The organism is Ectorhizobium quercum, assembly GCF_026552795.1.
GTDB classification, from domain to species: Bacteria; Pseudomonadota; Alphaproteobacteria; order Rhizobiales; family Rhizobiaceae; genus Ectorhizobium; species Ectorhizobium quercum.
In genome coordinates, this window is the sequence record NZ_JANFPI010000005.1 from 416,865 (window position 1) to 430,889 (window position 14,025).

General features: G+C 64.4%; 12 protein-coding genes. 6 read left to right on the plus strand and 6 right to left on the minus strand.

What is annotated here, in order from left to right:
- Window positions 1-44: 44 nt before the first annotated feature.
- Window positions 45-1,139 carry a polyamine ABC transporter substrate-binding protein gene (locus tag NOF55_RS16975; RefSeq protein WP_306410190.1) on the minus strand — a complete coding sequence of 365 codons (1,095 nt, stop codon included), beginning with the start codon at window positions 1,137-1,139 and terminating at the stop codon, window positions 45-47.
- Window positions 1,140-1,263: 124 nt separating this feature from the next.
- Window positions 1,264-2,673, minus strand: a complete 1,410-nt coding sequence (locus NOF55_RS16980) for a helix-turn-helix domain-containing protein (RefSeq protein ID WP_306409907.1) — start codon at window positions 2,671-2,673, stop codon at window positions 1,264-1,266.
- A gap of 298 nt (window positions 2,674-2,971) precedes the next feature.
- On the opposite strand from NOF55_RS16980, the gene NOF55_RS16985 reads away from it, so the two are divergent.
- A complete protein-coding gene (locus NOF55_RS16985; RefSeq protein ID WP_306409906.1) occupies window positions 2,972-3,220 on the plus strand; it encodes an SMc00767 family acetate metabolism repressor in 249 nt (82 codons plus the stop codon).
- A 292-nt stretch (window positions 3,221-3,512) separates the two neighbouring features.
- On the opposite strand, the gene NOF55_RS16990 is transcribed toward NOF55_RS16985, so the two are convergent.
- Together NOF55_RS16990 and NOF55_RS16995 are read right to left on the minus strand one after the other, a co-directional pair.
- Window positions 3,513-3,647: a hypothetical protein gene (locus NOF55_RS16990; RefSeq protein ID WP_306409905.1), complete on the minus strand. Its 135-nt coding sequence runs from the start codon at window positions 3,645-3,647 to the stop codon at window positions 3,513-3,515.
- Window positions 3,648-3,816: 169 nt separating this feature from the next.
- Complete coding sequence (locus tag NOF55_RS16995) at window positions 3,817-5,052, minus strand: BaiN/RdsA family NAD(P)/FAD-dependent oxidoreductase (RefSeq protein ID WP_370868892.1); 1,236 nt, start codon at window positions 5,050-5,052, stop codon at window positions 3,817-3,819.
- A gap of 45 nt (window positions 5,053-5,097) precedes the next feature.
- On the opposite strand from NOF55_RS16995, the gene NOF55_RS17000 reads away from it, so the two are divergent.
- The 5 genes from NOF55_RS17000 (at window position 5,098) to edd (ending at window position 12,266) form a co-directional block, all read left to right on the plus strand.
- The gene (locus NOF55_RS17000) at window positions 5,098-6,534 is read left to right on the plus strand and encodes a glutamine synthetase family protein (RefSeq protein WP_306409903.1); all 1,437 of its coding nucleotides are present in this window, start codon (window positions 5,098-5,100) and stop codon (window positions 6,532-6,534) included.
- A gap of 9 nt (window positions 6,535-6,543) precedes the next feature.
- On the plus strand, window positions 6,544-7,830 hold the full coding sequence (locus tag NOF55_RS17005; protein WP_306409902.1) for an NAD(P)/FAD-dependent oxidoreductase: 1,287 nt from the start codon (window positions 6,544-6,546) through the stop codon (window positions 7,828-7,830).
- Between the two features lie 333 nt (window positions 7,831-8,163).
- Window positions 8,164-9,642: a glucose-6-phosphate dehydrogenase gene (gene zwf, locus NOF55_RS17010; protein ID WP_306409901.1), complete on the plus strand. Its 1,479-nt coding sequence runs from the start codon at window positions 8,164-8,166 to the stop codon at window positions 9,640-9,642.
- A gap of 24 nt (window positions 9,643-9,666) precedes the next feature.
- A complete protein-coding gene (gene pgl, locus NOF55_RS17015; RefSeq protein ID WP_306409900.1) occupies window positions 9,667-10,362 on the plus strand; it encodes a 6-phosphogluconolactonase in 696 nt (231 codons plus the stop codon).
- A gap of 83 nt (window positions 10,363-10,445) precedes the next feature.
- On the plus strand, window positions 10,446-12,266 hold the full coding sequence (edd, locus tag NOF55_RS17020) for a phosphogluconate dehydratase (RefSeq protein WP_306409899.1): 1,821 nt from the start codon (window positions 10,446-10,448) through the stop codon (window positions 12,264-12,266).
- A 48-nt stretch (window positions 12,267-12,314) separates the two neighbouring features.
- Here the strand turns inward: edd and NOF55_RS17025 are convergent, their stop codons facing one another.
- Together NOF55_RS17025 and NOF55_RS17030 are read right to left on the minus strand one after the other, a co-directional pair.
- A complete protein-coding gene (locus tag NOF55_RS17025) occupies window positions 12,315-12,668 on the minus strand; it encodes a hypothetical protein (protein ID WP_306410189.1) in 354 nt (117 codons plus the stop codon).
- Between the two features lie 139 nt (window positions 12,669-12,807).
- On the minus strand, window positions 12,808-13,830 hold the full coding sequence (locus NOF55_RS17030; protein WP_306409898.1) for a LacI family DNA-binding transcriptional regulator: 1,023 nt from the start codon (window positions 13,828-13,830) through the stop codon (window positions 12,808-12,810).
- Window positions 13,831-14,025: the final 195 nt, after the last annotated feature.

Below are 14,025 nucleotides of genomic sequence, written 5' to 3' on the forward strand. Positions count from 1 at the left end.
GGTATCCTGAAAAAAAGCGGCGTCGCCGCCGCTTTTTCCTGTCTTCAGTTGCCGGTCTTCACCGCAGTCCACACCCTGTTCAGCACCCTCTGCTCCCTCGGCCCGTAGGGAGAAATGGTGAATAGCTTCTTCATGGTCTCCTCATCCGGGTAGACGGAGGGGTTCTTGAAGACCTCCTCGTCGAGGAGCGCCTGCGAGGCGAGGTTGCCGTTGGCGTACTGAACATAGTCCGACGCCTTGGCGATGACGTCCGGCTTCATCAGGAAGTTGATGAATTCATGCGCCTCATCGACATTCTTCGCATCGGCGGGAATGGCGAGGTTGTCGAACCACATATAGGTGCCTTCCTCCGGAATGACATATTCCACCTCGACGCCGTTGCCGGCTTCCTCGGCGCGCGACTTGGCCTGGAGGACGTCGCCCGACCAGCCGATCGACAGGCAGATGTCGCCATTGGCGAGATCGTCGATATAGCCGGAGGAGTTGAACGTCTTCACATAGGGGCGGATGGCCTTGTAGACATCGCCGCCGGCTTCCAGATCGGCAGCGTCCTTGCTGTCCGGGTCCTTGCCGATATAGTTCATCGCGATGGCAAAGGTTTCGTCCGAGGCATCGAGGATGTTGATGCCGCAGGCCTTCAGCTTCTCGGCATTTTCCGGCTTGAAGATGATGTCCCAGCTCTCCACCGGCACGTCGCCCAGCGCCGCCTTGAGCTTGGCGACGTTATAGCCGAGGCCGGTCGTGCCCCACATGTAGTTCACGGCATATTCGTTGCCGGGATCGTATTTCGCCAGCCGCTCGGAGACCTCCGGCCACATGTTCTCGAGGTTCGGCAGCTTCGACTTGTCGAGCTTCTGGAACACGCCGGCGGAAATCTGGCGCGCCAGGAACGGGCCGGTCGGCACCACGACGTCATAGCCCGAGCCGCCGGCGAGAAGCTTCGTCTCCAAAAGCTCGTTGCTGTCGAACACGTCGTAGACGACCCTGATGCCGGTTTCCTTCGTGAATTCCTCCAGAACCGATTCATCGATGTAATCGGACCAGTTGTAGACGTGGACGACACGTTCCTGCGCGAATGCCGATGTCGAAAGCAGGGCGGCCGAAAAAGCTGCAATCAGACCTGAAATGGCGGACTTCATCATGTCTCCTGTCCTTATCATTGAACGGTTTAAGGTGCCGTCGTTCCCCTGTGGGCAAGAGACTAGAAAGGAATTGCGCGAGCCACAAGAGGGGAATTGCAACGCAACAAAATATCCGCAACCGTTACTGGAAATCGAAGGCGGAGAGGCCACTGACCATCTCGTCGAGGCCGAGCGGGCGCGTGACGGGCGGCTCGGCACGGGAAAGGCAGCCGCGGCGCTCGCACAACCGGCAGGCCGTGCCGGCCGGAACGGCCGCAACCGCGGCCTGCCCGTAGACCACATCGTCCTTGTGGACGATATCGCAGCCGACCAGCACCGCCGAGCGCCGCACCCGTTCGCTGAACGGCATCTGCGGCCCCTCCAGCGTGCGCGAAATGGTCAGGAAGCCGCCGCCGTCCGGCATCTCGACGCGATCGACCAGCACCTGCGACGGCTGGGCGAAGGCGGAATGGATGTTGAGCTTGGGACAGAGCCCGCCGAAACGGACGCGCGGGAACCCTTCGGCGCCCGCAAGCCTGAGAACGTGGCCCGCATGGTCCATTTCCATCAGGAAGAAGGGAAGGCCCGAGGCGCCCGGCCGGGCAAGCGTCGTCAGCCGGTTGGCCGCCTGCTCGAACGACACGGCGAAGCGGCTGCGCAGCAGGTCGATGTCGTAGCGGGTGCGGACCGCCGCGGCGAGAAACACACCATAGGGCATCATCAGCGCATGCGCGGCATAGCGGGCGAGTTCGAAGCGGGCGATGCGCCGCGCCTCGTCGCCCTCGAAGCCGAGCCCATCCAGTTCCGCAAGAATATCGGTTCCCATGAAAAGCAGCGCCGCCTCCTGGGCGAGTTCCCGCGTCTGGTCGAACGGCGACAGCCGGCCGGACAGGAAAAGCCGCATCGAATGGCGATCATAGCGCCGGCGCAGATCGGGCATGGCCTCGACGGGCAACAGGCGAACGGCGATGCCGTGCTCCGCCTTCAGCCAGGCCTTCAGCGCGCCGGACAGATCGTCGGCGGGCGCAAGCCGCGCATGGAAGGCCTCCGCCGCATCCTCGATGCGCGGGAAGAAATTGGCGCGGCGCTCCAGCCTGCCGCGCACCTCGTCCATCGGCAGGCGGGCGCCGGACAGCGACGTCTCGTGCCCCTCCTGCGCCAGAAGTGCTGCAAGGTCGGAAAGGCGCGCCGTCTGCTCCCTGTACGCCCGGTAAAGCTTGACCACGGCATTGGCGGCGTTCGGCGCCGCATCCGCCAGTTCCATCAACTCGTGCTCGCCGGGCACCTCGCCGGCCAGAAGCGGATCGGCGAAGATCTCGCGCAGATGCGCCACGGCGCCCGCCGCCTCGCCCTGCAATTCATCCAGATCGACCTTGTAGACGGCGGCGAGCTTCAGGAGAAGCTGCACCGTCAGCGGACGCTGGTTGCGCTCGATGAGGTTGAGATAGGAGGGCGAGATGCCGAGCGCCTCGGCCATCGCCGTCTGGGTCAGGTCGAGGCCGGCGCGGATACGCCTGACCCTCGGACCGGCAAAGATCTTCTTTTCCGCCATTCTTCCAGCCGTTCGACAGACCGCCCCGAAACCGGGATGCAACATATTTTACAACATTTACATTTTTACATCTCTTATTTGTCAAAGGCAAGACATCTCGACCTTTTTCAAGTCGTTGTTTTTTCGATTTTTCTGGAATGGGAGCGGAAGATTTTGTAAAACTAGTCACATCAACACCGGGCAAGACGGTTCCCATGCGGAGCGCTCGGGAGGAGACGGACAGTGCGGCGACGCAACGGGTTCCGACAGGCCCGTTGCGCGGCCGACAAGAACCCGGTCATACAAGAGGAGAAGTGCCATGACCCCGCAGACCCGAGTCAAGGAGCGTGCCGAGGAGCAGGCGTCCGCGATGAACAGCGATCAGCAGGCGACGATCCGCATGGTTGCCAACGACCTGCATCGCCTGAACCAGTCGATCATGAAGGCCGTCGATGCCGGCGTTTCCGTCGAACTGGTGCGTTCGGCCCGGCACCACGGGGGCGACGGCAACTGGGGCGATCTCCTGATCCCGGTCATTCTGGCCAATGTCCGCAGCGAGGCGGCCTGAAGAATTACCCTTTGGCGGCCTGCCATGAGCCGCCAGACCTCGGGGACGGATTTGCGCAGAACCCTCTGGAAAATCTCCCGTTTTCCATTGAATCCGTTTCTGAAACCCATCGGCCCGGCCCGTAACCGGGCCGATGCCCCATTCCGGAAAACGATGCGGAATCGCGTCGAAAGGACCGGCTTTCCTGAGGAGGACGACGAGACCGCCGACGGCCCTGCCGTCGCGGTCTCATTCGTTTCCGGCAGCCGCAACCGTTGCGCCAGCTATTTGTTTCCGCGCAATTCCGGACAGCTCAAAGCGGCAGGAAAAGGTGCCAGGCGCAGAGCGCTGCGGCGGCAAGCCCCGTCAGACGCCAAAGGTGCGGCGTGTTCCGGTCGCGGATTTCGGCGACGGCGATGGCGCGGGCACGGCGATGCGATCTGGTCATGGGCGTTCCTTCCCGGAAACGGGTGATCTCGATCATGCCGCAAAGGGCGGGCCAGCCTATCGTCATGAAGCGGCCGCGAAGCCGGGCTGACCTTCGAGCTTCCGCGCCAAAATTTAAGATCGTGTGAATCCCCGGCGGGGAGACGATCCCGCTTCTCCGAAGAAAGGCGTCACACCGCCTCGCCCGCCGCATGACCCGAGGCCCAGGCCCACTGGAAATTGTAGCCGCCGAGCCATCCCGTCACGTCGACGCATTCGCCGATGAAATAGAGGCCCGGCACGGCCTTCGCCTGCATGTCGCGGGAATCGAGGCCAGCCGTATCCACGCCGCCGAGCGTCACTTCCGCCGTGCGATAGCCCTCCGACCCCGCCGGCCGGATGCGCCAGTCGCCGAGGCGGGCGACGAGCGCGGCCTGCGCCTTGCCGGACAGTTCCGCAAGCGGCCTTTCGGCGCCGGTTTCGGCGGCGAAGAACTGGGCAAGCCGTTTCGGCAGGACGGCGGCCAGCGCCGTGGCGACGGACTGCCGGCCGTTTTCCCGGCGCGCCGCGTTCAGGACCTCCGCGAAATCGACATCCGGGGCGATGCGGATGGCGATCTCGTCGCCTTCCCGCCAGTAGGAGGAAATTTGCAGGATGGCGGGCCCGGACAGGCCGCGATGGGTGAACAGCAGGGCCTCCCGGAAGGCCGTCCTGCCGTGGCGGACTTCGGCATCGACGGAGACGCCCGCCAGCGGCGCGATCTTTTCCAGAAATGCGGGATCGAGCGTCAGCGGCACGAGGCCGGGCCGGGTTTCGAGCACAGCGAGGCCGAACTGCCCGGCGATCCGGTAGGCAAGGCCGGTAGCACCCATTTTCGGGATCGACTTGCCGCCGCTTGCAACCACCAGCGCGGGCGCCTCGAACAGATCGGTTTCGGTCCGCACGCGGAAAAGCCCGTCCGTCCTTTCGACGGAGACCACCGACTGCTTCAGGTGAAGCGTCGCGCCCACTGCTGCAAGCTCCTTGAGGAACATCGCGATGATGTCGCGGGCGCTGCCGTCGCAGAAAAGCTGGCCGAGGGTCTTTTCATGCCAGGCGATGCCGTGGGCCTCGACCATCGCGATGAAATCCGCCGGCCTGAACCGGGCGAGCGCCGACTTGGCAAAATGCGGGTTGGCGGAAAGATAGTTTTTCGGACCGGCATGAACATTGGTGAAATTGCAGCGCCCGCCGCCGGAAATGCGGATCTTCTCGCCCGGCGCGGCGGCGTGATCGAGAACCGCCACATGCCGGCCGCGCCGGCCCGCCGTCAGCGCGCACATCATGCCGGCGGCTCCCGCGCCGATGACGATCGCATCCCGTCTGTGAACCAAGGCCAGCCCTTTCCCGCGACCGAATCGCCGTTTTCCTCTCGCCAAATGCGTCATGGCGCGTCTATCATGGCACGAACCGAAACATCAAACCGGTGATCCATGCCCGCCAAACGCAAATCCGGCGCTCCCATCAAGTCCTCTACCAAAACTGCAATCCCCCAGCCGACCTACGATCAGCCGCGCGGCGTGACGAACTGGAAGGAAGCCGCGCAATGGCTGCGCGTCCGCGGCATCGAAGACATCGAGTGCATCACGCCCGACTTCGCCGGCGTGCCGCGCGGCAAGATGATGCCGAGTTCCAAATTCACCGGAAACACCTCTCTGGCGCTCCCCTCGGCGCTCTACCGCCATACGATCTCCGGCGACTATCCGGAGGAAACGGCGAACTTCCGCTACGAGCCGCGCGACGGCGACCTGAAGCTGGTGCCCGACCTTTCCACGCTCTCCTCCGTCCCCTGGGAAACCGATCCGACGGCGCAGGTCATCTGCGACGTGGTGAATTCCGTCGGACAGGAGGTGCCCTATACGCCGCGCAACGTGCTGAAGCGGGTTCTGTCCCTGTACGCCAGCAAGGGCTGGAAAGCCATCGTCGCGCCGGAGATCGAGTTCTATCTCGTCGCCAAGAACGAGGATCCCGACTACCAGCTCCATCCGCCGAAAGGTCGTTCGGGCCGCTCGATCGTCGGCGGCCAGGGCTATTCCATCGCCGGCATCAACGAGTTCGACGAGCTGATCGACGACATCTACCACTTCTCCGAGGGGCAGGGCCTCGAAATCGACACGCTGATCCATGAGGAAGGGCCGGCGCAGCTCGAGATCAACCTGCGCCACGGCGACCCGATCGCGCTGGCCGATCAGGTGTTCATGTTCAAGCGCACGATCCGCGAGGCGGCCATGAAACACGGCATCTACGCCACCTTCATGGCCAAGCCGATGCAGGGCCAGCCGGGCTCGGCCATGCACATCCACCAGTCGGTGGTGGATGCGAAGACGGGCAAGAACATCTTCTCGCTGCCGGAAGGCGGCCCCTCGCCCGAATTCTTCCACTTCATCGGCGGCATGCAGAAATACGTGCCGGCCGCGCTGGTGATGCTGGCGCCCTACGTGAATTCGTATCGCCGCCTGACGCCGGACATGGCCGCGCCCGTCAACACCGCCTGGGGCTACGACAATCGCACCACCGCCTTCCGCGTGCCCGTCTCGGATGCGGCGGCGCGGCGCGTGGAAAACCGCCTGCCCTCTTCCGACGCCAATCCCTATCTGGCGCTCGCGGCCTCGCTGGCCGCTGGCTGGCTCGGCATCATCAACGAGGTCGAGCCGACGCCGCCGACCGAGGACACGGCCAATGAAGGGCTGATCGAGCTGCCCCGCGGCCTTCTGGAAGCCGTGGCGCTTCTCGAAGGCGAAACGGCGCTGGCCGATGTGCTCGGCGCGGAATTCATCGGCCTTTATGCGGGCGTGAAGCGCGCCGAATTCGAGACCTTCATGCAGGTGATCAGCCCGTGGGAGCGGGAATTCCTGCTTCTCAACGTGTGAGGCGCACGGATGCTGTGGCAAAGCCCGATCGCGCCGGGAATCTCCTGGTATCAGGCCGATGCCGGCGAGCGGCCGGATTTTCCCGCGCTCGACGGGTCGGCGACGGTCGACGTCGCGATCATCGGCGGCGGCTTCACCGGCTTGCAGGCGGCCTATGCGCTGGCGAAGGCCGGCGTTTCCGTAATGCTGATCGAGGCGCATCGCTGCGGCGACGGCGCTTCGGGCCGCAACGGCGGCCAGTTCGGCACCGGCCAGCGCTGGTGGCCGGAGGAACTGGAACCGACACTCGGCTACGAGCGCTCCAGGGCACTGTTCGATCTCGCCGAAGGTGCCAAGAAGCACGTGCTCGATTTCGCCGCCGAGAACGGCATCGACATGGACTACCTGCCCGGCCAGATGAACGTCGCCCACAAGCCGGGTCACGAGCGTGATTATCAGGCCAATGCCGAGATCGCCGCGACACGCTACGATTATCCGCATTCCACCTATATGGACCGCAAGGAGACGGCGGAGCGGCTGGGCTCGGACCGCTATTATTGCGGCGTGCGCGACATGGGCACCGGCCATATCCAGCCGATGAAGCTGCTGATCGGCCTGGCGAGGGCCGCCAGCGCCGCCGGCGCCGCCATTTTCGAGAACACGCGGGCAACGGCGATCCGTTCGCAGTCCGGCCGGGTCGAGATCGACACCGCCAGCGGCACGATCACGGCCGGCAAGGCGCTGATCGCCACCAACGCCTATATCGAGCGGCTCGAACCCGTCACCGCGGCGCATGTCATGCCGATCCGCTCCTTCATCGGCGCCACCGTTCCGCTCGACGACTTCCCCGACGTGCTGCCCGGCAAGGAAGCGGTGGCCGATTCACGCTTCGTGGTGCGCTATTTCCGCAAGACCCGCGACAACCGCCTGCTGTTCGGCGGGCGCGAGGCCTATACCGCCGACCATCCGACCGATATGTCCGTCCATATCCACCGGCAGGTCACGGAACTCTATCCGGCGCTGAAGGACATCGCCTTCACCCATGCCTGGGGCGGGTCGGTCGGCATCACCATGCCGCGCCGGCCCTTCGTGCGCGAGGTGATGCCGCATGTCGTCTCCATCGGCGGCTATTCCGGCCACGGCGTCATGCTGTCCAATTATTGCGGCAGGCTCTATGCCGAGGCGGTGCTGGGCAAGAGCCCCGATCTGGACTTGCTGAAGGACCTGAAGGTCGGCCCCTTCCCCGGCGGGCCGAAGCTGCGCGCGCCGCTGCTTTTCCTCGCGCTTTCCTGGTACGCCCTGAGGGACAGGTTCTGAACAAGGCGTCCGAGGCTCCGCGCGACGCCGCTTCATACGGCCTCCATATTCTGGCACCATAGAGTGATAGTCGCTTTCGGCGGCGTGGCGATTCCCGTTGCGTGCCGGCCCGCGATCCTTCCACCGCACGTGTTTTTCCGGCGGTTCCGGCGTGTTTCGCTTTCACGGTTCGGCCCGCCGCAAGAGACCTGCCGGCGGGTGCCGGGGTTGTTGGATACGCCCGCGGCTGACGCCGGAGCGAACGGCGTCGGCGAATTTTGTTGCGTTGCACACTGGCGTATTTAAATCGATTAGATTACAATGTCGATATTCTTTTCCGGAGAAGAAAAACGCATGACCATCCAGATCATTCCCGTCGATCCCTTCGATTGCGTCGTTTTCGGCGGCACCGGCGATCTCGCGGAGCGCAAGCTCCTGCCGGCTCTTTATCATCGCCAGCTCGCCCGGCAGTTCACCAACCCGACCCGAATCATCGCCGCCTCCCGCGCGCAGATGACCTCCGAGGAATACCGGACCTTCGCCCGCGAGGCCCTGAAGACGCATTTGCAGGCGGAAGAATACGACGAGGCGGAGATCGCCACCTTCTGCTCGCGCCTGTTCTACGTGCCGGTCGATGCGAAATCGAGCGAGGGCTGGGCCGATCTCAAGGCGCTGCTGGAAGAAGGCAAGGACCGCATCCGCGCCTTCTATCTCGCCGTGTCGCCGGCACTTTTCGGGGATATTTCGGAAAAGATCCGCGATTTCAAGCTGATCACCAAGCAAACGCGGATCGTGGTGGAAAAGCCCATCGGCCGCGATCTCGCCTCCGCGCTCGACCTGAACGACACGATCGGCAAGGTGTTCAAGGAAGAGCAGATCTACCGCATCGACCACTATCTCGGCAAGGAAACGGTGCAGAACCTCATGGTCCTGCGCTTCGCCAACGCGCTCTACGAACCGCTGTGGAATTCGGCTCATATCGACCATGTCCAGATCACCGTGGCCGAATCGGTCGGCCTCGAAGGCCGCGCCGGCTATTACGACAAGGCCGGTGCGCTGCGCGACATGGTGCAGAACCACATTCTCCAGCTTCTCTGCCTCGTGGCGATGGAGCCGCCCTCCTCGATGGAATCGGAGGCGGTGCGCGACGAGAAGCTGAAGGTCCTGCGGGCACTGAAGCCGATCACCGCCGCCAATGCCGAGAAAATGACGGTGCGCGGCCAGTATCGCGCCGGTGCCTCCGCCGGCGGGCCTGTGAAGGGTTATCTGGACGAACTGGAAGGCGGCGTGTCCAACACCGAAACCTTCGTCGCGATCAAGGCCGAGATCGGCAACTGGCGCTGGGCGGGCGTGCCGTTCTACATCCGCACCGGCAAACGCCTGGCGACGCGCATGTCCGAAATCGTCGTTCAGTTCAAGCCGATCCCGCACTCGATCTTCACCGATTCCATCGGCCGCATCGAGGCGAACACGCTGGTCATCCGCCTGCAACCCGACGAGGGCGTGAAACAGTGGCTGATGATCAAGGAACCGGGACCGGGCGGCATGCGCTTCCGCCATGTGCCGCTCGACATGAGCTTTGCGGAAGCCTTCGAGAAGGAGCGCAACCCCGAAGCCTACGAACGCCTGCTGATGGACATGATCCGCGCCAACCAGACGCTGTTCATGCGCCGCGACGAAGTGGAAGCCGCCTGGCAATGGGTCGACCCGATCCTGAAGGGCTGGGAAGCCACCGGCCAGTCGGTTCAGGGCTATACCGCCGGCACCTGGGGCCCGAGCGGCTCCATCGCCCTGATCGAACGCGACGGCCGCACCTGGCACGAGGCGGACTGAGCGCCCGCGCAGGAAGGAAACGACATGGAGCATTTCCATTCATTCGAGACGAGGCAGGCGCTTGCAGACGCGCTGGCCGACGCAGTGGCGGGCGCCCTGACCGCGGCGATCAAGGCACGCGGCAGGGCGAGCCTTGCCGTGTCCGGCGGCTCGACCCCGAAACTGTTCTTCGCCACGCTTTCCACGCGGCCACTGCCGTGGGAAAAGGTGACGGTGACGCTCGTCGACGAACGCTTCGTGCCGCCGGAAAGCGACCGTTCCAACCATAACCTGCTCGCCGCGCATCTTCTGACGAACGCGGCCGCAAAGGCCCGCTTCGTGCCGCTTTACCACGCCGGCAGGACGGCGGAGGAAGCAGCCGTCCTCGCAAGCCGGGAAACCTGCGGCATCGACGAGCCGTTCGACGTGGCGATCCTGGGAATGGGAACCGACGGCCATACGGCCTCGTTCTTCCCCGGCGGGGACAATCTCGCCGAAGCACTCGATGCCGCCGCGACGCGCGGCGTCGTGACCATACGGGCGCCGGACGCGGGCGAGCCGCGGCTGACCTTCACCTTCAGCGCGCTGCGCGATGCGCGTTTTCTCGCTCTCCACATCGAGGGTGAGGAGAAGAAGCGCGTGCTCGAGGCCGCCCGGGCGGAAGGCCGTGAGGAGGACATGCCGATCCGCGCCGTGCTGAACCGCTCGCTCACGCCGCTCGAGATTTTCTGGGCGCCCTGAGCGCCGCCGCCATTCGATCCAACGTTCCAGCGCTTTCAGCGGTCTTCCCGTCACTTGAAGCGCTTTGAAGAAAGGACGCCGTCATGCCCGCCGATTCTCGCATCATGTCCATCACGAAGCGCATCGTCGAACGCTCGAGGCCGACCCGCGACATCTATCTCGATCGCCTGCGCTCCGCTTCCCACAAGAAGGTGCAGCGCTCCGTTCTCGGCTGCGCCAACCTGGCGCACGGCTTCGCCGTCTGTTCCCCCGCCGGGAAAGAGGCGCTGGCCGGCGATAGCGCGCTCAATCTCGGCATCATCACCTCCTACAACGACATGCTGTCGGCGCACCAGCCGTTCGAAACCTATCCGGCGCTGATCCGGCAGGCCGCGGCCGAGGCCGGCGGCGTCGCCCAGGTGGCCGGCGGCGTTCCGGCCATGTGCGACGGCGTCACCCAGGGCCAGCCCGGCATGGAGCTTTCGCTTTTCTCGCGCGATCTCATCGCGATGGCCGCCGGCATCGGCCTGACCCACAACATGTTCGATTCGACGGTCTATCTCGGGGTCTGCGACAAGATCGTCCCGGGGCTGACCATCGCGGCGCTTACCTTCGGCCACCTGCCGGCCATCTTCATTCCCGCCGGGCCGATGACCTCCGGCCTGCCCAACGACGAGAAGGCGAAGATCCGCCAGCTTTACGCCGAGGGCAAGGTGGGCCGCGCGGAACTGCTGGAGGCAGAATCGAAATCCTATCACGGCCCCGGCACCTGCACCTTCTACGGCACGGCCAATTCCAACCAGATGCTGATGGAAATCATGGGCTTCCACATGCCCGGCGCCTCCTTCATCAATCCCGGCACGCCGCTGCGCGACGCGCTGACGAAGGAAGCAACGAAGCGCGCGCTGGCCATCACCGCGCTTGGCAACGAATATACGCCCGCCGGCGAGATGATCGACGAGCGCTCCATCGTCAACGGCGTCGTCGGCCTGCACGCGACCGGCGGCTCGACCAACCATACGCTGCACCTGCTGGCGATGGCGCGGGCGGCAGGCATCATGCTGACATGGCAGGACATTTCCGACCTGTCCGACATCGTGCCGCTGCTGGCCCGCGTCTATCCGAACGGCCTTGCCGACGTGAACCACTTCCACGCGGCCGGCGGCATGGGCTTCCTCATCGCCCAGCTTCTGAAGAAGGGCCTGCTGCACGACGACGTGCGCACCGTTTTCGGCCAGGGCATGGAGGCCTACGCCATCGACGTCAGGCTCGGCGAGAACGGCACGGTCAGGCGCGAGCCGATCTCCGACGTCAGCGCCGATCCCAGGGTTCTGGCTCCCATCGAAGCGCCGTTCCAGCCGAATGGCGGGCTGAAGATGCTGACCGGCAATCTCGGCAATGGCGTCATCAAGGTCTCCGCCGTGAAGCCGGACCGCCACGTCATCGAGGCGCCGGCCATTGTCTTCCACGACCAGCAGGAAATCCAGGACGCCTTCAAGGCCGGCAAGCTGGAAAAGGACTTCATCGCCGTGGTGCGCTTCCAGGGGCCGAAGGCGAACGGCATGCCGGAACTGCACAAGCTGACGCCGCCGCTCGGCGTGTTGCAGGACCGCGGCTTCAGGGTCGCGCTCGTGACCGACGGCCGCATGTCCGGCGCCTCCGGCAAGGTGCCGGCGGCGATCCACGTCACGCCGGAAGCGGTGGACGGCGGGCCGATCGCGAAGATCCGCGACGGCGACCTGATTCGTCTCGACGCCGTGGCCGGAACGCTCGAAGTGCTGGTGGATGCCGCCGAATTCGCCGCACGGCCGCACGTCGAAGCGGACCTTTCGGCGAAAGAATTCGGGCTGGGGCGCGAGCTTTTCGCCTCGTTCCGGCGCAACGCCGGCCCGGCCGACCACGGTGCGAGCGTGCTGTTCGCGTAGGGCGGTTCAGCGTTTCACGCAATTGCCCTGGCGACGGGCCGCGCCTCTTCAGGCGCGGACGTCGAGCACGTAGTCCTTATGGGCCGGATGCGTGCTGTAGACGAAAATGCGGTTTATTTCCTTGTCCGTCAGAAGGCGCAGGAAACGGACCTCGATGCGGTTGTTGGCCAGCGTCTTCATCAGCACGCAGCCGATCTTGGTGATGCGTGCATCGGGAATGTCGAGATAGAACTGGTTCGGCACATGATACTGGGTCATGAGGCCCAGGATCGCCGTGCTTTGCGAAATCTGCAAAATATCGCACCGGCGCGCCGCCAAGTGCATGACGCCCTTTTCGGTATATTCGATGCGCGCCGCATTGCGCGTTTCCTGCATGGGAAAGCGTGCTTCACGATCGTACATGAAGGACTCTTCCTTGTTCAGATAGGGCTGCCCCAGCGCAGCCTTGGAATTACTCACGACCCGGCCTCCGTGTATGCTACCGGATGTTTAGCACCGAAATTTTAACAGAGGGTTCGAGCGCCGGATAAACCGCCGCGTATCAATCCGGCACGGGGCCGGTCGAGGCCCGCCGGACCAGAGCGGCATGCCAGATTTCCTGAAGGTCCGGCTCCCGTCCGTTTTCGATCACGCCGATCAGACGTTCGGCGATGCGAACACCGGCTGCGCGCAGCGAGGAGCGCGTCGTCGTCAACGGCACGGAAAAATTCTCCGGCTTGAGAAGCGGCAGATCGTCGTCATGCGTGGTGAGCGAGATGTCGCGGCCAAGCTTCAATCCCCGGGCATAGATGGCCCTCACCGCACCGAGCGCCTGCGCGGTGGACGAGCAAAGGACGGCGGTGGGCCGGGCGGGCCGGTCGAGAAGCGCGTTCATGGCGCGATAGCCCTGGTCGTCCGTCATCGGAACGGCAAGGCAGGCCGAAGGGTCGAGCGCGATGCCCGCCTCGCGCAGCCGGTTTTCCGCCCCCTGACGCCGCCGCAAGGCAAAATCGAATTCTTCCGGCGCGTTGATCAGGCCGAAGCGGCGATGTCCGAGGTCGATCATGTGGTCGGCCGCATCGCGGAACACCGCCTCGTTGTCGATATCGAGAAACGCATAATCCTCCGGCAGGCCGGCGGAACGCCCATGCACGATGAACGGCAGGCCGAGCGACCGCGTCGTCGCGATGCGCGGATCGCCGGCGCGCAGATAGCCGATATAGAGCCCGTCCACGCTGCCGGACGAGGCCAGGCGGCGGATCGCCTTTTCCTCGTCGTGGGGGTCGGCGGGCATGATGACGAAATGGAAGTCGTGTTTCAGCGCAACCTCGCCGATGCCGCTCAGGAATTCGCCGAAGTGAACGTCGAAATGATGCTCCGACGAGGTGGGCATGACGAGACCGATGGAGCGCGCCCGCCCGGTCGCCAGCCTCTGGGCGGCCTTGTTGGGACGGTAGCCCGTCTTTTCCGCGGCGGCCAGAACCCGCTGCCGCGTCGCCTCGCTGACCTCCGGAAAACCGTTCAGGGCACGGCTCACCGTCGTCTGCGACAGGCCCAGCATTTCCGAAAGCTGCTTCAGATTCATCCGTCCTCCCCCGGCGGCTACAGAAATACGCGCGACTCAATCCCACCCGCACACTGTCACATACTGGACTTGTCCACCATCGCGCCTAACCTTCTCAACAAACAACATCAAGAGACCGCAAGGCAAAAGGTTGCCCGGGTACAACACCTGAAAAGGCTTGACTCGCATGAAGAGGAAATGTGAATTGACGGGTCA

What these genes read in the sequence shown, in the direction of transcription:
- NOF55_RS16995 (WP_370868892.1), bottom strand. Translation starts at nt 5,052, where the DNA reads ATGACGCATTTGGCGAGAGGAAAACGGCGATTCGGTCGCGGGAAAGGG.
- NOF55_RS16975 (WP_306410190.1), bottom strand. Translation starts at nt 1,139, where the DNA reads ATGAAGTCCGCCATTTCAGGTCTGATTGCAGCTTTTTCGGCCGCCCTG.
- edd (WP_306409899.1), top strand. Translation starts at nt 10,446, where the DNA reads ATGCCCGCCGATTCTCGCATCATGTCCATCACGAAGCGCATCGTCGAA.
- NOF55_RS17030 (WP_306409898.1), bottom strand. Translation starts at nt 13,830, where the DNA reads ATGAATCTGAAGCAGCTTTCGGAAATGCTGGGCCTGTCGCAGACGACG.
- NOF55_RS16990 (WP_306409905.1), bottom strand. Translation starts at nt 3,647, where the DNA reads ATGACCAGATCGCATCGCCGTGCCCGCGCCATCGCCGTCGCCGAAATC.
- NOF55_RS17005 (WP_306409902.1), top strand. Translation starts at nt 6,544, where the DNA reads ATGCTGTGGCAAAGCCCGATCGCGCCGGGAATCTCCTGGTATCAGGCC.
- NOF55_RS16985 (WP_306409906.1), top strand. Translation starts at nt 2,972, where the DNA reads ATGACCCCGCAGACCCGAGTCAAGGAGCGTGCCGAGGAGCAGGCGTCC.
- NOF55_RS17000 (WP_306409903.1), top strand. Translation starts at nt 5,098, where the DNA reads ATGCCCGCCAAACGCAAATCCGGCGCTCCCATCAAGTCCTCTACCAAA.
- NOF55_RS16980 (WP_306409907.1), bottom strand. Translation starts at nt 2,673, where the DNA reads ATGGCGGAAAAGAAGATCTTTGCCGGTCCGAGGGTCAGGCGTATCCGC.
- pgl (WP_306409900.1), top strand. Translation starts at nt 9,667, where the DNA reads ATGGAGCATTTCCATTCATTCGAGACGAGGCAGGCGCTTGCAGACGCG.
- zwf (WP_306409901.1), top strand. Translation starts at nt 8,164, where the DNA reads ATGACCATCCAGATCATTCCCGTCGATCCCTTCGATTGCGTCGTTTTC.
- NOF55_RS17025 (WP_306410189.1), bottom strand. Translation starts at nt 12,668, where the DNA reads ATGTACGATCGTGAAGCACGCTTTCCCATGCAGGAAACGCGCAATGCG.